This is a genomic window from Arthrobacter sp. 05T423, assembly GCF_056396245.1.
In genome coordinates this window covers 132671-151656 of the sequence record NZ_JBFTLC010000005.1, presented here as the reverse complement: position 1 = coordinate 151656, position 18986 = coordinate 132671, and the positions used below count along the sequence as shown (strand labels likewise).

Sequence of the window (18986 nt, the reverse complement as noted above, 5' to 3'; positions counted from 1 at the left end):
TTGGAGTTCCCATGGCAGCAAAATCCGTCCTCGACCAGGTCATTTCCCTTTCCAAGCGGAGAGGTTTCGTTTTCCAGGCCGGCGAGATCTACGGAGGCTCGCGTTCGGCTTGGGACTACGGACCCCTCGGTGCCGAGCTGAAGGAAAACATCAAGCGCCAGTGGTGGCAGTCCGTGGTGCGCGGCCGCGAGGACGTGGTGGGCCTGGACTCCTCCGTCATCCTGCCCCGCCAGGTATGGGAAGCCTCCGGCCACGTGGAGGTCTTCTCCGACCCCCTCGTCGAGTGCCTCTCCTGCCACAAGCGGTACCGCGCCGACCACCTCGAAGAGGAATACGAGGAGAAGAAGGGCCGCCCGGCCGAGAACGGCCTCAAGGACATCGCCTGCGCCAACTGCGGAACCCGCGGCGAATGGACCGAGCCGCAGGAGTTCTCCGGCCTCCTGAAGACCTTCCTGGGCCCGGTGGCCAGCGAGGAAGGCCTGCACTACCTGCGCCCCGAAACCGCCCAGGGCATCTTTGTGAACTTCAACAACGTGCTCACCACCTCCCGGAAGAAGCCGCCGTTCGGCATCGGCCAGATCGGCAAGTCCTTCCGCAACGAGATCACGCCCGGAAACTTCATCTTCCGCACCCGTGAGTTCGAGCAGATGGAAATGGAATTCTTCGTGGAGCCGGGCACGGACGAAGAATGGCACCAGTACTGGATGAAGGAGCGCATGTCCTGGTACACCGGCCTGGGCATCCGCGAGGACAACCTGCGCTTCTTCGAGCACCCGCTGGAAAAGCTCAGCCACTATTCCAAGGGCACCACTGACATCGAGTACCGCTTCGGCTTCCAGGGCTCCGAGTGGGGCGAGCTCGAAGGCATCGCCAACCGCACGGACTTCGACCTCTCCACGCACGCCAAGGCCTCCGGAACGGACCTCAGCTACTTCAACCAGGCCACCAACGAGCGCTTCACGCCGTACGTGATCGAGCCGGCCGCCGGCCTGACCCGTTCCTTCATGGCGTTCCTCATCGACGCCTACACCGAGGATGAGGCCCCGAACGCCAAGGGGGGCGTGGACGTCCGTACCGTGCTCAAGCTCGACCCGCGGCTCGCCCCGGTCAAGGCCGCGGTGCTCCCGCTCAGCCGCAACGAGGATCTTTCCCCGAAGGCCAAGGACCTGGGTACCCAGTTGCGCAAGAACTGGAACATCGACTTCGACGACGCCGGCGCCATCGGTCGCCGTTACCGCCGCCAGGATGAGATCGGCACTCCGTTCTGCATCACCGTGGACTTCGACACGCTCGAGGACCAGGCGGTCACCATCCGTGAACGCGACACCATGAGCCAGGAACGCGTGTCCCTGGACAAGGTAGAGGGCTACCTGGCCGCACGGCTGATCGGCGCCTAGCCGTGGCGATCCAATACCGCGAATGGCGCGAAGGCGACGACCTCTTACTGCTGGAGGTCTGGGGCGACCCGGAAACCGACCAGGCGGGACAGTTCCGCGGCACTCTCGCGCCCTCGGGCAACGCGCCGTGGCGGCGCTGCATCGTGGCCGAGGACGTCGTCGACGGCGGGGCCATCCCGGTTGCCGCCGGCGTGGTCCACGAGGCCAGCCTGCACCCGGAGCGGCTGTGGGCGTACGTCGAAGTGGCCCGGGACCACCGCCGCACCGGCGTCGGCTCCACGCTGCTCATGATGCTGCGCCGCGAGGCGGAGGGATCGCCGTCGGGCGTGACCCGGCTGCGCTGCAAGGTGGAGCCGGGCACCTCCGGCGCCGCCTTCGCGGAGGCGGCGGGCCTCACCCCGATCCAGCACACCAGGCTGGTCGTGGTGGAGCCGGCGGCCCTGAAGCTGCCGGTCTTCGGCGACGGTTCCGAGGAAGCGGCGTCGGAGCGGATCGAGGACCTGGCTACCGGCTCGGTGGAACTTTCCGACGTCGTGGGCAGGTACTACTCGTCCGTCCACGGCTGGGACAGCCCGGGCGAACTGGGCATCGGCACGGTGCAGCGGCTGTTCCTGGACGAGCTCAGCGGTGCGCACGGCGCGATCGTGCTGCGCGCCCCGAAGGCGAGTGCATTCGGGTCCGGCGTGCCGGCAAGCCGCAAGGGCAAAATCCAGGCCTTCGCGGTCAGCTATGCGCAGGGGAACTCCGATCACCCCTCCGATGTGTTCCTCGGCCATGAGCCGGAGCTGGATGCCGACGAGGCGGAGGCCGCGGTCCGTGACCTGCTGGCACTCATCGCGTACCAATACCCGGTGCTCATGGAAGTGGACGATTCAATGACAGCGCTGCGCGCCGTCGTCGGGCCCCTGATGGAAGCGGGCAAGGCCCGCCGCCAGGGCTCCGAGACGTTCGTCGTCTCCGACTGACCCAACCAGGTGGCAGGTCGGGGCGTTCTCAGCCTTGGGAACGCCCTGATCTGCTACTGACTTGGGGGATCTGGCTCCGGGCCCGTTGGTGTTCGGGAAGTACGACGGCGGCCCGTCGCCAGATCGTCGGCATCGAGCCTTTGGCGTTCGGCCTCGGAGATGGCACCGCCGCCCAGGTCGGCCGGCATCCACCAGTCGCCCGGCTGCGCTGCCACGGGGAAGCTGGCGATGGCGGCGTCGATTCCAGCCTGGAGCGTCCTGCGGAGCCGCGCAGATTCCTGCTCAGGGTCCAGATCCGCGGAAAGATGTACAGGCTCGCCGATGTGCACGCGGACGGGCGCGCGCCGGACACGGTACAGCGGAAGGCCGTTTCCGCGGGTCAGGATCCGGTGGGCGCCCCAGACGGAGACCGGTATGAGAGGCACGCCCGCTTCGGCCGCCATCCTCACCGCCCCCGTCTTGCATTCGCGGACCTTGAAGCTGCGGCTGACGCCAGCCTCGGGCATGACGGCCAGGTATTCGCCGGCGCGGAGTCTGGCCACGGCGTCGTCATAGGCGGCCGTGCCTGATCCATGGCGCACCACCACCTGGCCCGACGCACTGATGAAAGGACCCGCGAGCCAGTGGTCTGCGGCTCCCTGATGGATCAGGAACCGCAGCCGCCCGCGGTTGTGCGCCCAGAGCACCAGCTCGGCGGCGGCGAAGTCCAGATAGCCGAAGTGGGTGATGGCGACGACGGCGCCGTCTTTCCCGTCCGGCAGGTTTTCCTGGCCGGTCACCATCAGGCGGATCCGGAACAGCCAGCGCAGGAACAGCCCCGTCTGTACGAGGAGGCGGTAGAAGCGGTCGCTGGCGGCCGGGGTCCAGTGCATGCGGTCCTCCAGGCTGTCAGTGGCGCCGCGGCGGCCAGGGGATGAAGCCGCTGGTGGACTGCACGTATTCACGGTAGCCGGGGCGGCCTGACATGGCTTTCTCGGTGAGCGGCTTCCCGGTCTTGCCGGCCAGCGTCCAGATCATCAGTGCCGGGGAGAGGACGGTCAGCACGCCTGGCCAGGACTCTGCCGCGACGAGGAACAGCCCGGCCCAGACGGCGGCGTCGCCAAAGTAGTTGGGGTGGCGCGTGTAGCGCCACAGCCCGGTGTTCAGGACCGTGCCCCGCCGTGCGGGATCGTTTTTGAACTGCTCCAGCTGCCGGTCGCCCACCGATTCGAAGATGAATCCGGTCAGCCATACTGCCGAACCCGCGACCGCGAGCCACCCCAGCGGACCGGTGGCGAACATGCCCACCTGGATGGTCAGCGACACGAAGAACATCACCACGCCCTGCGGCAGGTAGACGCGCCGGATGGCGTAGGCGTTCCGGGACCCGCGGGCCTCCTTCAGCAGCGCCACGTAGCGGGGGTCCTCATGGCCGCCGCGGGCCCGGCGGCCGACGTGCGTGCCAAGGCGGATTCCCCAGAGGCCCGTCAGGACCAACATCAGCACACGCCTGCCGCCGTCGCCTTCCCCTGCGGAGAGGACAAAGGCGATCACCGCAATGACCACGAAGCCCGGCCCCCAAGCCACGTCCATCACCGAATGCCGGGCTTGGCCGACGGCCACTGCACTGACGGCCTGTGCACTGACGGCCACGGCATAGGTAACGGCGAGCACCAGCACCACGCCCAGGGCCGCCCACGGCAGGCTGGCCAGGAACGCCTCCAGCGGAAACGGGCTCATGAAAGATGTTTCCTCACGAAAACTGCCGCCCCACGACTCTCACACTGGCCGCAAACTCTCACAGCACGCATCTCTCACAGCACTAGGGGCAGCGACTCGGCGGACGGCGGCAGCACCCTGTCCAGGGCCGCAGCGGATGCGGAGGACCCTGACATGGCAGTCCCGGTCTTTTCCATGAAGGCCTTCATCAGGAACCCGGTGGCCAGCCTGTGCCATAGCCGGACCCGCCGCAGCATGAAGTGACCCACCCCGCGGAGGGAGACGTACCGCAACTCCGCCGCTTCCGCCTCCGCGCGCCGCGCGAACCGCAGCGACGCCGACGGACTCGTCCACCGGTCCTTGTTCCCGTGCACGATGAGGACCTTGCGTCCGGCCACGGGGGCCGCGGGTGTGGCGTCGTCGAGCCAGGGGGCCAGCGCCACTACGGCGTCCACGCCCGGTTCGTCCGCCGCGCAGATGGCGGTGAGGCCGCCCATGGAATGCCCCAGCAGATAGATGGGCACGCCGGGGTGCTCAGCACGGATCCTGGCCAGCGCCCAGCGCGCATCCTTCAGCGGGGTCATGTCCTCGCCGTTCCAGCCGCGGACGCTGTTCCGCAGGATCCATACCGCCAGGCCTTGTTTCCTGCCGGCAGCGTGCAGGTGGCGGGCGAACGGCACCATCCGCGCCGGGCTCAGGTGCGTGGCCTGGACGGGCTCGAAGCTGCGCGACTTGCCGCCGTGCAGCACCAGGGCCACGCCCAGGGTGGGACCTGATGGAGCCAGAACGGTCAGTACCGCTTCGTGGTCAGTTCGGCGTGGGCTCACTGCTGCATCCTCCGGCACTCCGTCGTTCATTCATCAACCCTATGGCGGTCGCCGTAGAGTTCAAGCATGAGGTTTAGCTGCTGATGGGTGCAGGTCACTCCCACGGACATACAGGGCATTCGGAGCCAACGGCGGAAGCGATGGCCGCCCGCAGGAAGGCAAACAGGATTTTGGCTGCCGTGCTGGTCCCGCTTACCCTTCTGACCCTCGCGGCCATGGCGGCGCTCTGGCCCTCCGGCAACAGGGAAGGACTGACCCTGGCCAACCCGTACACCGCCGCTCCGGGCGTCACGTTCGATACCGGGCGGATCCAGCGCGTGGTCACCGAGAGCTGCACCCCGGCGGCAGCCGGAGCGAGTACAGCCGGAGATAGCACAGCCCAAAACGGCACGGCCCAGGGAAACACGGGCGGTTCGCAGTGCACCTTCGCGTTCACCGAGCCGGACAAGGGCGGCAATCCGGTCAAGGTGGTGATCAACCCGGACATCGCCAAGTCGCATGGCGTGAAGGTGGGCGACAACATCCGCTACCTGAACCTGTCCCACGCCCAGGCGGCGGCCACCGGCGCCGACGCCCCCGCGGCCCAGAGCTCGCCGTCGTACATCTTCGTGGACTTTGTCCGCACCATGCCGATCATCCTGCTGGCCATCCTGTACGCCGCGGTGGTGGTGGCCGTGGCCCGCTGGCGCGGACTGCGCGCCCTGATCGGCCTCGTGGGCGCCTACTTCATACTGGTCAGCTTCATTCTCCCGGGACTCGTGGAGGGCAAGCCGCCGCTCCTGCTGGCGCTCGTCGGCTCGACGGTGATCATGATCGGGGTGCTGTACTTTGCGCACGGTTTCTCCGCCCGGACCTCGACGGCGCTGCTGGGAACCATCTTCGGCCTCGGCATCACCGCCCTGCTGGCTGCCTGGGCCACCGACGCGGCGAACCTCGCAGGGGTGGGAAGCCACGACGCCGCCACCCTGGTGAACACCTCGCCCAATGTCTCCATCTCCGGCATCATCCTGTGCGGCCTCATCATCTCCGGGCTCGGCGTGCTGAACGACGTCACCATCACGCAGTCCTCCGCGGTGTGGGAGCTGTACGAACTCGCGCCCAATACGAGCGCCCGCAAGCTGTTCTCCTCGGCCATGCGGATCGGCCGGGACCACATCGCCTCCACCGTGTACACCATTGCCTTCGCCTATGCCGGCGCGGCCCTGCCCATCCTCATCATCGTGATGCTCTACAACCGTCCGCTGGGCGAGGCGCTGACCAGCGCCGAACTGTCGGAGGAAGTAATCCGCACGCTGGTCGGCTCGATCGGGCTGGTTCTGGCGATTCCGGTCACCACGCTGATCGGCGTGCTGGTGGTCAAGGCCACCGGAGTCCGGTCGGCTGAACCGCCCCGCCCCTCGGATGCTGCTCACCAGCAGCTGGCGCCGGCCACCGTAACGGCCGACGACACCGGCGCGCTCGCGGCCGCCGCGGCGGTGGCGGGCCGGGAGTGGGCCGACGCCGGCGCGCCGCTGGCGGCCCGCCGGGGAAGGCGTGCAGCGCAGCGGGACTGGGTGCCGCCGTCGGCATCCTGACCGGCATTCTGCCCGATTTGCCCGACTTTGAGACAATGGACGGGTGACTGTTGTAGCAACGCCTCCCGCCCCCCGGCTGGAACTTCCGCCGCTGAAACTCGGCCCCATCACCGTGGACACCCCGGTGGTGCTCGCCCCCATGGCCGGAATCACCAACACCGCCTTCCGCAGGCTCTGCCGTGAATACGGCGGCGGTCTGTACGTGGCGGAGATGGTCACCTCCCGTGCGCTCGTGGAGCGCACTCCGGAATCACTGCGCATCATCTCCCACGACGACGACGAGAAAGTCCGTTCCGTCCAGCTCTACGGCGTGGACCCCGTGACCGTTGGTGCTGCAGTGCGCATGCTGGTGGACGAGGACCGCGCGGACCACATCGACCTCAACTTCGGCTGCCCCGTCCCCAAGGTCACCCGCCGCGGCGGCGGTTCGGCCCTGCCCTGGAAGATCGACCTCTTCACCGCCATCGTCCAGACCGCCGTGCGCGAGGCCTCCAAGGGCGGCATCCCGCTGACCATCAAGATGCGCAAAGGCATCGACGATGACCACCTGACCTACCTCGACGCCGGCCGGATCGCCCGCGATTCCGGTGTTGCCGCCGTCGCCCTTCACGGCCGCACCGCGGCGCAGTTCTACTCCGGGCAGGCGGACTGGTCCGCCATCGCCCGCCTGCGCGAGGCGCTGCCGGACATCCCGGTGCTGGGCAACGGCGATATCTGGTCCGCCGAGGACGCCGTCCGCATGGTCCGCGAAACCGGTATCGACGGCGTCGTCATCGGCCGCGGCTGCCAGGGCCGGCCCTGGCTGTTCGGCGACCTGCAGGCAGCGTTCGAAGGCAGCGACCAGCGGCACCGGCCCGGGCTGCGCGAGGTGGCCGAGGGCGTCTACCGGCACGCCGAGCTCATGGTCGAAACCTTCGGCAACGACGAATACAAGGCGCTGCGGGAGATCCGCAAGCACATGGCCTGGTACTTCAAAGGCTACGTGGTGGGCAGCGACCTGAGGACGAAACTGGCCACCGTGCCCACGCTCGAAGTGCTCCGCGAACTGCTGGACCAGCTGGACATGGAACTGCCCTATCCCGGCGTTGATTCCGAAGGGCCGCGCGGGCGCGCCGGTTCGCCCAAGAAACCGGCCCTGCCCAAGGACTGGTTGCTGAGCCGGCAGCTGAACGAGGACCAGTCGCGCGACATTTCCGCGGCGGAACTGGATGTGTCCGGTGGCTGAAAGCCGGCTGGCGGAAGCCCGCACCACCCCGCAGGCACTGCCGGGCTATGAAGCCCATGACACCGCCCGCTGGGTGGAGGAGCCGCCCAAGAGCACGTACCGCTCCGACTTCGAGCGCGACCGCGCGCGCGTGCTGCACTCCTCGGCCCTGCGCAGGCTCGGCGCCAAGACGCAGGTGGTGGCCCCGGACACCGACGACTTTGTCCGCACCCGGCTGACGCACAGCCTCGAAGTGGCACAGGTGGGCAGGGAACTGGGACGCGCCCTCGGCTGCGACCCCGACGTGGTGGACACCGCCTGCCTCAGCCACGACCTCGGCCACCCGCCGTTCGGACACAACGGGGAATCAGCGCTCAACGAGATGGCCCACGCGATCGGCGGGTTCGAAGGCAACGCCCAGACCCTGCGGCTGCTCACCCGGCTGGAGCCAAAGGTCCTCGACCCGGAGGGCCGGCCGGCTGGCCTGAACCTGACCCGGGCGAGCCTCGACGCGGCCGCGAAGTATCCGTGGTCCGCCCTGGACGCCCCGGTGATCCACGGCCAGCGGACCAGTAAATTCGGCGCCTACGAGGACGACCTTCCCATCTTCAACTGGATCCGGAAAGGCGCCCCCGAACGGCGGTCCTGCCTCGAGGCGCAGGTCATGGACCTCGCCGACGACATCTCCTATTCGGTGCACGACGTTGAGGACGCGATCGTGGCCGGCCACTTCCAGCTGCGCTGGATGGACAACCCGGACCACCGGGCGCGCGTGGTGGGCTACGCCAAGCAGTGGTACCTGCCGCATAACGATCCAGCCGCCATCGACGCCGCCCTGGCCCGGCTGGAAGCCACCGATGTCTGGGTGCGCGAGGCGGACGGCAGCCGCAAGTCCATGGCGGCGCTGAAGGACATGACCAGCCAGCTCATCGGCCGGTTCTGCCAGAGTGCGCTGGAAACCACCCGCGGCGTCTACGGCCCGGCGAACCTGACCCGCTACAACGCCGAACTCATGGTCCCGGACGAGACCGTCATGGAGATCGCGGTGATGAAGGGCCTGGCCACCACCTTCGTGATGACCACGGATCACCGGCAGCCCATCTACGAGCGCCAGCGCGAGGTGCTCCACGCCCTGGTGACGGCGCTGAATGCCTCCGGTGACCGCCACCTCGAGCCGATGTTCGCTGCCGACTGGCTCGAAGCCGCCGACGACGCCGCCCGGCTCCGGGTGGTCATCGACCAGGTGGCGTCACTCACGGACGGCTCGGCGCTGGCCATGTACGAACGGCTCGTGGGCAGCCTCCCGTCCCTGTGGTGAGATTGGACGCACCAGTTCACATACGGCTGGAACCGGGGCTCCGGCTGGTCTACAGAAGACTAGGATTGCTTCGTGGCTGGCCTGATTAAACGCGAAGATATTGATGAAGTCCGCCAGCGCACGGACATCAAGGAAGTCATCGACGGCTACGTCACGCTCAAGGGCGCCGGCCTCGGCTCCTACAAGGGCCTGTGCCCGTTCCACGACGAGCGCTCGCCGTCGTTCACCGTCCGCCCGCAGGTGGGCCGCTACCATTGCTTCGGCTGCGGCGAGGACGGCGACGTCATCTCCTTCGTGCAGAAGCTGGACCACACGTCCTTCCACGAGGCCGTGGAGAAGCTGGCCGCCCGGATCGGGTACGAGCTCCGGTACGAGGACGGCGGCACCGGCCCCAGCCGCGAGGAAGTCGGCAAGCGCCAGCGGCTCCTGGACGCCCACAAGATCGCCGACGAGTTCTTCCGTGCCCAGCTCCTCACAGCCGGCGCCGCCGAGGGCCGGAAATTCCTCCAGCAGCGCGGCTTCGACCGGGCAGCCGCCGACCAATTCGGCGTCGGCTACGCACCCCAGGGCTGGGACGCGCTGCTGAAGCACCTGCGCGGCAGGGGCTTTACCGATCCCGAACTGAAGCTCACCGGGATGTTCTCGGAGGGTAACCGGGGCATCTACGACCGCTTCCGGGGACGCCTGATTTGGCCCATCCGGGACATCGCCGGCGACACCATCGGCTTTGGCGCCCGCAAGCTCTACGAGGACGACCAGGGCCCCAAGTACCTCAACACCCCGGAAACCACCCTCTACAAGAAGTCCCAGGTGCTGTACGGGATCGACCTTGCCAAGCGGAACATCGCCAAGGACCGGCAGCTGGTGGTTGTGGAGGGCTACACGGACGTCATGGCCTGCCACCTCGCGGGAATTCCGACGGCGGTGGCCACCTGCGGTACAGCGTTTGCCGCCGACCACATCAAGATCGCCCGCCGGCTGCTGTCCGACGACGGCACCGGGGGAGAGGTCATCTTCACCTTCGACGGCGACGCGGCAGGCCAGAAGGCGGCCCTGCGGGCCTTTGAGGAGGACCAGCGCTTCGTGGCCCAGACGTACGTGGCCGTCGAACCCACCGGGGCCGACCCCTGCGACCTGCGCCAGACGAGGGGTGACGCGGCAGTCCGCGACCTGATCAGTTCACGGCGGCCGCTCTTCGAATTCGCCATCCGTGCAACCCTCCGGCGGCACAACCTGGACACCGTGGAGGGACGGGTCGCCGCGCTGCGGGAGTCCGCTCCTGTGGTCGCCCAGATCCGCGACGCCGGGCTCCGGCCTGGCTACGCAAGGGAACTGGCAGGATGGCTGGGCATGCCCATTGAGGACGTCACGCGGGCTGTGACGGTCGCCGTCAAGCGCGGGGCTCAAGGGGCGCAGGGTTCCGGGGCGCAGGCTTCGGGTGCGCAACCCAACAGTCCCGGGTCCCACTCAGCCCGGGGGAACGGCCAGAACGTGCCCGGTGTAGCCGCGCTCCCGCCGTCGGGCGTTCTGCCGTCCTTTCACCGGCCAGATCCCAGGGACCCTGTGGCGTCCATGGAGCGGCAGGCCCTCGAGGTGGTGCTGCAGGAGCCGGCGATGCTGGGCGGCGACGCCTGGGGACGGTTCGTGGATGTGCAGTTCGCCACGCCCGCCTACCAGGCCGTCCACGCCGCGATCCGCGCCACGGCTCCCGGATTCTCCGGTGATGCTGTGCAGTGGGTGGAAGCGTTGCGCCAGGAGGTTCCCGAGCCGCTGCAGCCGCTGGTTTCGGAGCTCGCCGTGGTTCCCCTGCCGGCGAACACCGCCGAAGCGGTGCAGAAGTACTGCCGGGACATCCTCGCCAGGCTGTTCGAGCTGCAGATCACCCGCGTGAAGGCGGACAAGCTGGGGCAGCTTCAGCGGCTCGATGCCGCCGCCCATCCCGAGGAGTTCCAGCGGCTGAACCGGGAACTGATGATGCTCGAAATGGAGCGCCGCGCGCTCCGCTCCGATGCCTAGTGCAGTGCCGCCCGGTATCTTGGCGGTCCGGTCTCCGGCACTGGATAGCGCCGATTTCGTTTCCGGGCGGGGTATTTGCTAGGCTAGTACCCGCTTCATTCCTCCTTAGCTCAATTGGCAGAGCATTCGACTGTTAATCGAAGGGTTGCTGGTTCAAGTCCAGCAGGAGGAGCGCACAGTCCCCGTTCCGGGTTCGGAACGGGGACTTTTTTATACCCGGGAGGGGTATTTGTCCCCAGTGTTCGCGCCGATTTCCCATGCGGCAGAACGTTTGCTAATGTCATACCTGCTTCATTCCTCCTTAGCTCAATTGGCAGAGCATTCGACTGTTAATCGAAGGGTTGCTGGTTCAAGTCCAGCAGGAGGAGCGCACAGTCCCGCGGTCGGCTCCAAAGAGCCGGCCGCGGGACTTTTTTGTGGGTCTGACCCTGGGACCCTGTGACCCGGGGCGTCTGGCGCGGTGGCGTCAGACGAAATCCATCTCCACCTGCAGGAACCGCTCGGCCTCGGCTATGGCGGCCTCAAACGCTTCCCGCTCCGTGGGGGATTTCCGCGGTTCGCGGGGATGCCATTCGTGGGGCGAGGAATGCACACGGGTGAATCCGCCGTCCGGCGGGGCATAGAAGATGCCGAACCGCTGGACGGGCCATTCGGGGGAGGTCTCGGGGGCCACAAGAAGCGCGGCGTTGAAGGCGGGGTTGAACCACTGGGCTATGGGCCGGCGCCGGTCCTCAGTGAAAAGTCCCGCCGCATAGAGCGCTGCCGACTGTGCACTGGTCTGGGTGCACAGCCGGTCCCACCACAACGGCAGAATGCCGGAGTCGCACCGCTGCCACGTGGCCGGAAGTGGAGGATGATCCTGCCAGTGGGGCACGTAACAACTTTATCGCGCAGGTACGCAAGCGAACAGATGGCCGCCAGGCCATCGCCTCCCGCCAGAGGCGCGGGGTGGCTCAGGAATGCGGCGGGTCAGGGCCTGTTCCACGGCCCCGGATTGACGCGGTACAGCAGCGCAGAACCGACGACGGCGCCCACCAGGATGCCCAGCGCCAGGTTGCCCATCATCCTGCCGGCGAAGAAGCCCGCCACGGCGCCAAGGATGGCTCCGAGGAAAAGGCCGCGGCCGTTGCGGTGTGGTTTGCGCGTCATGCTGCAAGCCTAGCTGGCTGGCTGGGAAACTCAGTGGATGGGGGGCACGGTCCGGGGCCGGACCACCAGCCAGAGTGCGGTGGCTGCCAGGAAAATGCAGCAGGCCTGGACGGCGCCCATTGGCGTGGCGGAATTTCCTCCCAGCCACCCCACGACCGGGGAGATGATCCCTGCCATCAGGAACGTGGACGCTCCGAGCAGTGATGCGGCCGTGCCGGCCTGCGCTCCGTGGCTGGCCAGCGCCAGGACCTGCACGCAGGGGAAGGTGAAGCCGGTGCCAAGGATGTAGAACCACAGCGGAACCATGACGCCCCAAAGCCCGAACCCCAGCTGGTCGAACACGACGATCAGCACGGCCATCAGGAACATCCAGGCGGTGGAGCAGGCCAGGATCCACTGCGGCGGCACGCGCTTTATCAGCCGGGAGCTGGTCTGCACCCCCGCGACGATTCCCAGCGAGTTGATGCCGAACAGGAGGCCGTACTGCTGGGGAGAGAAGCCGAAGACGTCCTGGAACAGGAAAGGGGACGCCGAGAGGTAGGTAAACAGGCCGCCGAAGTTCATGCCGCCCAGCATCAGCAGCCCCACGAAGATCCGGTCGGAGAAAAGGACGCCGTACCGCTGCCGGGCCGTCAGGCCGGACTGGCCCCGTTTCTCCCGCGGCAGTGTCTCGCGGACCAGCACGACGGCGGCGAGGATCACCGCGGTGCCGTAGCAGGCCAGGAAAACGAAGATGCCCGGCCACGGCATGACGAGGAGAAGCTGTGAACCAATGACCGGCGCCAGAATGGGCGCGAGCCCGTTGACCAGTGCCATCCGGGAAAACATCCGGACCATGGCGTACCCGCTGAACAGATCGCGGACCATGGCCATCGCCACCACGCCACCGCCCGCTGCTCCTATGCCCATGAGGACGCGGAACACTCCCAGGGTGACGATGTCGGTGGAGAGCGCGGCGCCGAAAGATGCGGCGATGTGCAGGGCCGTTGCCAGGATGAGCGGGAGTCGGCGCCCGAACTTGTCGCTGAAAGGTCCCACCACCAGCTGCCCCAGCGCAAAGCCGACGGTGGTGCCGGTCAGCGTCAGCTGGATGGCGGCCTCCGAGACGTTGAGGCTCGACTCTAGGGCCGGAAAGGCGGGCAGGTAGAGGTCCACCGTGAACGGCCCGAGGGCGGTGAGGGCGCCGAGTAGAAGGATGTACAGGAATTTCTGCCGGCGGCTGAGCGCATCGCCCGGGTTGGTGGTGGTCACAGAGAACCATCCTAGGGCTGACAGATCAGACTTTTACAGCGTTGGAAGGCTCGCCGGGGCTATTTCCAGAAGTTCCGGCTGACCCTGAATGATAGTTTTGTCAGCGGGGGCGCGCGGACTCACCGGAAACCCTCAGAGCAGCGAAGAAAAATCGACGACGGAACCAGTAAGGCGGAACCTATGAGCGGGCGTCATAGCGGGCGGACCAACCAAGGACTGCGTATCACTGCGCTGCCAAAGACGGTGAAACTCGCGCTCAAACTTGCGCCGCGCCAGCTCAATGACGAGATCGCCCTGGCCAAGATCGAAGCGAAGCGCAAAGGCAAGCAGCTCGGCGTCGCCGGTGCGTTCTTCGGCGTGGCCGCCGTTTTCCTCGCCCTGCTGGTCACCGGGCTGATCGTCGCCGCCATTATGGGCCTGGCCACGATCATGCCGGCCTGGCTGGCGGCCCTGCTGGTCAGTGCTGTCTTCCTGCTCATTGCACTCATTGGCGGCCTCATCGGACTCCGGAAGTTCAAGCAGGCCATGCCGCTGGTCCCGGAGGACACCTTCCGCGGCCTCAAGCACGACCTGGGCATCGCCAAGGAGGGCTCCGGCTTCGACGCCGCCGTCCTCGATCCCAACTCGCCCCAGGCCAAGGCCGCGGCGGAAGCCAAGGCTGCCGAGAAGGCGAAGGCCAAGGCCGACAAGGAAGCCAAGAAGGCTGCCGAAGCAGTTGACGTGCCTGTGGCCACCGAGCCTGAACTCCGGCGCCGCCTGAAGCAGCGCCGTGAACACCTGACCGGCGTGCGGGACGAGTTGGGCGAGGAACTGGACGTCAAGACCCAGGCCCAGGCCCTGCTGGGCGTTGCCAGGCATCGCGCCGCCGAAGGCAACGAGAAGTTCCAGGAAGTCCGGGAACGTGCGGCCGAACGCTTCGCTGCGATGTCGGCGTCGGCCCGTTCCGGTGCCCAGACAGCCTCGCTGCCCGGCAAGTTCGAGGCGCGCTGGAAGCCGCTCCTTGTCCTCGCTGCCTCAAGCGCGGTCCTGCTCACTCTGCTCCGGAAACTCTTCAAGAGCTGAGCCTTGCCCTGAACGCAGACTGTAAGACGCCGCCGGCCGTGACGAGGGAGGCCAGATGAGATTCATCGGCGCTGGTTCCCGCCCCGGCCATCCGCATGTCGATCGCGATCTGGTCTACACCGTTCCCAATCTCCTCACCGTACTGCGCTTCATGGGCGTGCCGATCTTCATCTGGCTTGTGCTGGCCCAGAGGGAATACGGATTTGCGGTTCTGGTGCTGGCCATCATGGGCAGCACCGACTGGGTGGACGGATATGTCGCCAGGCGGTTCAACCAGGCCTCCAGGCTGGGGCGCGTCATGGACCCCATCGCCGACCGGTTGGCCCTGATAGCGGTGGCGATCACCCTGGTGATCGCCGGCGTCGTGCAGTGGTGGTACCTGGCGGCGCTGGTGGTTCCCGACGCCGTCCTGCTGACCATGTCGCTCTTCTACTTCCGGGGCCACCCGGACCTTCCCGTCAGCCTCGTGGGCAAGGCCCGTACGGGGCTGCTGTTGCTGGGAACTCCGCTTTTGGTGCTGTCCAAGCTGTCGGTCCCGTTTGCCGAAGCCTGCTTCGTCGCGGCCTGGGTGGTACTCGGGCTGGGGCTCATCGGCCATTGGGTTGCCGCCTACAACTATTTCTGGGCGATCCGGCGAAAGGGCAAGACCCTGGCGGCGGACGACGGCGGGAACGGCTGATGGTCGGGCTTGCGGTTTTGCTCGCGGTCATGGGCGCTTTTTGCCTCGCCTTTGGTGCCCAACGTCAGGGCAGCGCTGTCAAGGGGGACACCGGAGGCCTTGCGCTGAGCTCCAATGGGTTCCTGCGCCTGCTGCGGAACCCCCGGTGGGTCTTTGGCCTCCTCCTGCTCTGCCTCGGCATGGCCTTGAACTCCGTAGCACTGGTCACGGCACCGCTTACCGTGGTGCAGCCCATTGGCGCCATCGCGCTGGTGATCACCACGGTGGTCAACACCAAGGACCAGGGGCTGAGCATAAACCGGGCCACGGTGGTGGCGATCACCGCGTGCGTCACGGGATCGGCGCTGTTCGTCCTGCTTGCCGTGAATGTCACGCAGGAAAGCCACCATGTCACGCCTGAAGACGAACTCACCATTGTGCTGCTGCTTTCACTCGCGGTGGGCATCTTCGGAAGCCTCGCTGCCATGTTCAAGCACCGCTTGAGCGCGTTCATTTACATCCTCGGCGCAGGCATCCTGTTTGGTTTCGTGGCCGTGCTGACCCGGATTATCGGCAGGCACCTGCTGGATCCGAACGGCCAGTTCCTGCTGAACGTACCGTGGTACTCGGTGGTGGCCATCGCAGCGGCCGGGGGACTGGGATCCTGGTTCGTCCAGAGCGCGTACTCCACCGGTCCGCCGGACCTGGTGATCGCAGGCCTCACCGTGGTGGACCCCATCGTGGGCATCGCGATCGGCATCACCATCCTCGGCGAACTGCGCCCCGACGTCCACGCCGTCTTGGCGATTGCCATGGGTACCGCGGCAACCCTTGCTATCGTGGGGGTAATCACCCTCTCGAGACACCATCCCGAGGTCACCAAACGGAAGAAGGACGTTCGGAAGGCCACGGGCAGGGCGTCCCACTAACCGATTTTCACTGCGGACCAGGCAAGAATGTGCCAGGGCATCACGTGCCGGCAGCAGCCGGTGTGGTCAGCCGCAGCCGACCACCATGACCACCAGGAGCTTTCTACGTGACCATGCCTGACGCCCAGCGTCCACTGACCATCCTCATCGCGGCGGACACCTACCCGCCCCACGTCAACGGAGCCGCCCAGTTCGGCTACCGGCTGGCCAAGGGCATGACGGCGCGGGGACACGACGTCCACGTGCTGGCCTGCCGGCAGGACAAAGGCAAGAGCTTCACGGAATTCCGCGCCGAAGCCACAGTCCACCGCCTCCGCTCCCACAGCGTGTTCACGCACGAATATTTCAGGGTCTGTTTCCCGTGGGAGATCAAGAAGGAAATCAGCCTGCTTTTCGACAAGGTCCAGCCGGACGTGGTGCACATCCAAAGCCACTACATGATCGGCGAGCACGTCCTGTATGAGGCCGTGAAACGCGGCGTGAGGGTCGTAGCCACCAACCACTTCATGCCGGAGAACCTCAACCCGTTCCTGCCGTTCCCGCAGTGGTTCAAGGACATCATCGGGAAGATCTCCTGGAAGGACATGGGGAAGGTCATGGGCCAGGCGGACGTCGTCACCACGCCCACGCCGCTGGCCGCCAAGGCGATGCACCAGCATGCCTTCCTGCGCAAGGTGCTGCCCCTGTCCAACGGCATCGACTCCGGAGCCTATGAGCCCAAGCCGGACGAGGTCATTGAGCCTCACGAACACCCCACCGTGCTGTTCGCCGGGCGCCTGGCCGAAGAGAAGCACGTGGACGTGCTGATCAAGGCAGTTGCTGCCACCCCGGCCGACCTGAACGTCCATCTTGAAATCGTCGGCGGCGGGGAGGTGCGTCCGTCGCTCGAGGCCCTGGTGGACCGGCTTGGGATGCAGGGCCGGGTGAAGTTCCTGGGCCTGGCCAGCGACGACGAACTCCGTGAGGCCTACATCCGGGCCGACCTGTTCTGCATGCCCGGTACCGCGGAACTGCAGTCGCTGGTCACGCTGGAGGCGATGTCCGCATCCACGCCCGTCCTGCTGGCAGACGCCATGGCGCTCCCGCACTTGGTGCGCGACGGCGAAAACGGCTACCTGTTTACGCCCAATGACAGCGCGGACCTGGCGGCGAAGATCACCCGGATTTTCCGGCTGCCGGCCGAAGAACGGAAAGCCATGGGCGACGCCAGCCGGTGCATGGTGGAACCGCACAGCCTCCAGGGGACCCTGCAGACGTTTGAGGACCTCTATTACGGGGCGAACTACGAGGACAAGGTCGTTTGAGGCCAAGGCCGTCCGGGGCCAGTGCCGTCCGGGGTCGCTGTCGTCGGCGGCCAGGGCCGTTTGTGCTCCGCGTCGTCTGAAGTGGTCTGAAGCCCGTCACCGGTTTGCTAGAGTGAATCGTCCCTGCCGACGATGGGCCCCTCACGGGCCGGCGCCGGCCGGGCGTCCCGGTAAACGGGACTGGTGCATGGGGCTATAGCTCAGCTGGTTAGAGCGCGGGACTCATAATCCTAAGGTCCTCGGTTCAAGTCCGAGTAGCCCTACCTCAGAGCCCTGATCTGCGTCCCGCGGATCAGGGCTCTTTCCCATTTTCCGCACCGTTGGGATATGTTACTGAGCAGTAACTATCCTGCCGGCGCCGTGCCTTTGTTCTCTCGCGGCCGCCGGACACCGCGAAGGAGCGCCATGTCCGCCGCTGAAACTGACGTCAACAGCCTGCCCTACGCTGACGGCGACTTCTACTCCTTCGAGCAGTTGCTCAGTTCCAAGGAGCGTGACCGGCTGGCCGAGGTGCGTTCCTTCCTGGCCAGGGAAGTGAAACCGATAGCTGTGGACTGCTGGAATCGCGGCGAATTCCCCTTGGACCTGATTCCCAAGCTGGCCGAGCTCGACCTCGTCAGCCCGGTGCGGCGCCAGGGCCATTCCAACCTTTTCGCCGGGATTGTTCATGCGGAGGTCACCCGCGCGGACACGTCCATCGCCACCTTCATGGGTGTCCACGACGGCCTCTTCACCGGGTCCATCGAAGCCCTGGCGTCCCGGGAGCAGCAGGATGCCTGGCTGCCGGACATCTATTCGCTGCGCAAGATCGGGGCCTTTGGGCTGACGGAGCCGCTGGGCGGATCCGACGTCGCCGGCGGCACACGCACCACGGCCCGGCGGGACGGTGACCGCTGGATCCTAAACGGGGCCAAACGCTGGATCGGCAACGCAACTTTCTCCGACTGGGTGATGGTGTACGCACGGGATGTGGCTGACAACCAGGTCAAGGCATTCCTTGTGGACACCGGGCTGCCCGGGTATAGCGCCACGAAGATCGAAAACAAGATCTCGCTGCGGACCGTGCAGAACGCCGACATCACCCTCGAGAATGTGGCGGTGCCGGACTTCTTCAAGCTGGCCAACGCCAACAGCTTCCGCGACACCAACAAGGTCCTGAAGGTCACCCGTCTCGCCGTGGCCTGGCAGGCGGTGGGCCAGCAGCTCGCAGCCTTCGATGTGGCCCGGCGCTACGCCGTGGAGCGGCGTCAGTTCGGGCGCCCGCTGGCCTCGTTCCAGCTCGTGCAGAGCCAGCTGGTCCAGATCCTGGGGAACGCGGTCAGCTCCATGGGCATGATGGTCCGGCTCTCCCAGCTCGAGGATGCAGGCGAGGCCAGGGATGAGCAGTCCGCCCTCGCCAAGGCCTTCACCACCGCACGGATGCGGGAGAGCGTTGCCATCGGCCGCAGCCTCCTCGGCGGAAACGGCATCGTGACGGACTTTGAAATGGCCAAGATCTTTGCCGACGCCGAGGCGATCTATTCCTACGAGGGCACCCACGAAGTGAACACCCTGGTGGCCGGCCGGGCTATCACCGGCATCTCCGCCATCGTGTAGTCAGCGCCCCGTCCAGCCGCACGGTTGCCCCGACTAGC

General features: G+C 66.8%; 17 protein-coding genes and 3 tRNA genes. 14 read left to right on the top strand and 6 right to left on the bottom strand.

The genetic code is table 11. The features are described from left to right. The first annotated feature begins 11 nt into the window (after positions 1-11). Entirely contained in the window at positions 12-1397 is a 1386-nt protein-coding gene (locus AC1DFE_RS06410; protein ID WP_476905066.1) for a glycine--tRNA ligase, read from the top strand. Positions 1398-1399: 2 nt separating this feature from the next. Further along, positions 1400-2362, top strand: a complete 963-nt coding sequence (locus AC1DFE_RS06405) for a GNAT family N-acetyltransferase (protein ID WP_476905065.1) — start codon at positions 1400-1402, stop codon at positions 2360-2362. Between the two features lie 53 nt (positions 2363-2415). Here the strand turns inward: AC1DFE_RS06405 and AC1DFE_RS06400 are convergent, their stop codons facing one another. From AC1DFE_RS06400 to AC1DFE_RS06390, 3 genes are all read right to left on the bottom strand, one after another. Further along, positions 2416-3234, bottom strand: coding sequence for a lysophospholipid acyltransferase family protein (locus AC1DFE_RS06400; RefSeq protein WP_476905064.1), 819 nt, complete (start codon positions 3232-3234; stop codon positions 2416-2418). 16 nt (positions 3235-3250) lie between these two features. Then, a complete protein-coding gene (locus AC1DFE_RS06395) occupies positions 3251-4081 on the bottom strand; it encodes a DUF1295 domain-containing protein (protein WP_476905063.1) in 831 nt (276 codons plus the stop codon). A 74-nt stretch (positions 4082-4155) separates the two neighbouring features. After that, positions 4156-4917, bottom strand: coding sequence for an alpha/beta hydrolase (locus AC1DFE_RS06390; protein WP_476905062.1), 762 nt, complete (start codon positions 4915-4917; stop codon positions 4156-4158). A gap of 53 nt (positions 4918-4970) precedes the next feature. Between AC1DFE_RS06390 and AC1DFE_RS06385 the strand changes: the two genes are divergently transcribed. The 6 genes from AC1DFE_RS06385 to AC1DFE_RS06360 all read left to right on the top strand — a co-directional run bounded on the left by AC1DFE_RS06385 (position 4971) and on the right by AC1DFE_RS06360 (position 11367). Then, positions 4971-6461: a YibE/F family protein gene (locus AC1DFE_RS06385; protein WP_476905061.1), complete on the top strand. Its 1491-nt coding sequence runs from the start codon at positions 4971-4973 to the stop codon at positions 6459-6461. Positions 6462-6504: 43 nt separating this feature from the next. After that, complete coding sequence (dusB, locus tag AC1DFE_RS06380; protein WP_476905060.1) at positions 6505-7686, top strand: tRNA dihydrouridine synthase DusB; 1182 nt, start codon at positions 6505-6507, stop codon at positions 7684-7686. Next, a complete protein-coding gene (locus tag AC1DFE_RS06375; protein WP_476905059.1) occupies positions 7670-8983 on the top strand; it encodes a deoxyguanosinetriphosphate triphosphohydrolase in 1314 nt (437 codons plus the stop codon). Before dusB ends, AC1DFE_RS06375 begins: the two co-directional genes overlap by 17 nt. A 72-nt stretch (positions 8984-9055) precedes the next feature. Then, a complete protein-coding gene (dnaG, locus tag AC1DFE_RS06370) occupies positions 9056-10999 on the top strand; it encodes a DNA primase (protein ID WP_476905058.1) in 1944 nt (647 codons plus the stop codon). Between the two features lie 99 nt (positions 11000-11098). Next, a tRNA-Asn gene (locus tag AC1DFE_RS06365) sits at positions 11099-11171 on the top strand. Positions 11172-11294: 123 nt separating this feature from the next. Beyond that, a tRNA-Asn gene (locus tag AC1DFE_RS06360) sits at positions 11295-11367 on the top strand. 98 nt (positions 11368-11465) lie between these two features. Here the strand turns inward: AC1DFE_RS06360 and AC1DFE_RS06355 are convergent. From AC1DFE_RS06355 to AC1DFE_RS06345, 3 genes are all read right to left on the bottom strand, one after another. Continuing rightward, complete coding sequence (locus AC1DFE_RS06355) at positions 11466-11873, bottom strand: hypothetical protein (RefSeq protein WP_076798221.1); 408 nt, start codon at positions 11871-11873, stop codon at positions 11466-11468. 95 nt (positions 11874-11968) lie between these two features. Next, entirely contained in the window at positions 11969-12148 is a 180-nt protein-coding gene (locus AC1DFE_RS06350) for a hypothetical protein (protein WP_476905057.1), read from the bottom strand. A gap of 30 nt (positions 12149-12178) precedes the next feature. Beyond that, the gene (locus tag AC1DFE_RS06345) at positions 12179-13399 is read right to left on the bottom strand and encodes a multidrug effflux MFS transporter (protein WP_476905056.1); all 1221 of its coding nucleotides are present in this window, start codon (positions 13397-13399) and stop codon (positions 12179-12181) included. A gap of 180 nt (positions 13400-13579) precedes the next feature. Here AC1DFE_RS06345 and AC1DFE_RS06340 point away from each other — a divergent pair, with 180 nt between their 5' ends. From AC1DFE_RS06340 to AC1DFE_RS06315, 6 genes are all read left to right on the top strand, one after another. Then, positions 13580-14461, top strand: coding sequence for a phage holin family protein (locus tag AC1DFE_RS06340; protein ID WP_476905055.1), 882 nt, complete (start codon positions 13580-13582; stop codon positions 14459-14461). 55 nt (positions 14462-14516) lie between these two features. Beyond that, entirely contained in the window at positions 14517-15140 is a 624-nt protein-coding gene (locus tag AC1DFE_RS06335; RefSeq protein WP_476905054.1) for a CDP-alcohol phosphatidyltransferase family protein, read from the top strand. After that, positions 15140-16048 carry a DMT family transporter gene (locus AC1DFE_RS06330; RefSeq protein ID WP_476905053.1) on the top strand — a complete coding sequence of 303 codons (909 nt, stop codon included), beginning with the start codon at positions 15140-15142 and terminating at the stop codon, positions 16046-16048. The genes AC1DFE_RS06335 and AC1DFE_RS06330 overlap by 1 nt, the downstream gene beginning before the upstream one ends. Positions 16049-16155: 107 nt before the next feature. Then, positions 16156-17352, top strand: a complete 1197-nt coding sequence (locus AC1DFE_RS06325) for a glycosyltransferase (RefSeq protein ID WP_476905052.1) — start codon at positions 16156-16158, stop codon at positions 17350-17352. A gap of 189 nt (positions 17353-17541) precedes the next feature. Continuing rightward, positions 17542-17615: transfer RNA gene (locus AC1DFE_RS06320), tRNA-Ile, on the top strand. A 142-nt stretch (positions 17616-17757) separates the two neighbouring features. Further along, positions 17758-18948: an acyl-CoA dehydrogenase family protein gene (locus AC1DFE_RS06315; protein ID WP_476905051.1), complete on the top strand. Its 1191-nt coding sequence runs from the start codon at positions 17758-17760 to the stop codon at positions 18946-18948. Positions 18949-18986 lie beyond the last annotated feature (38 nt).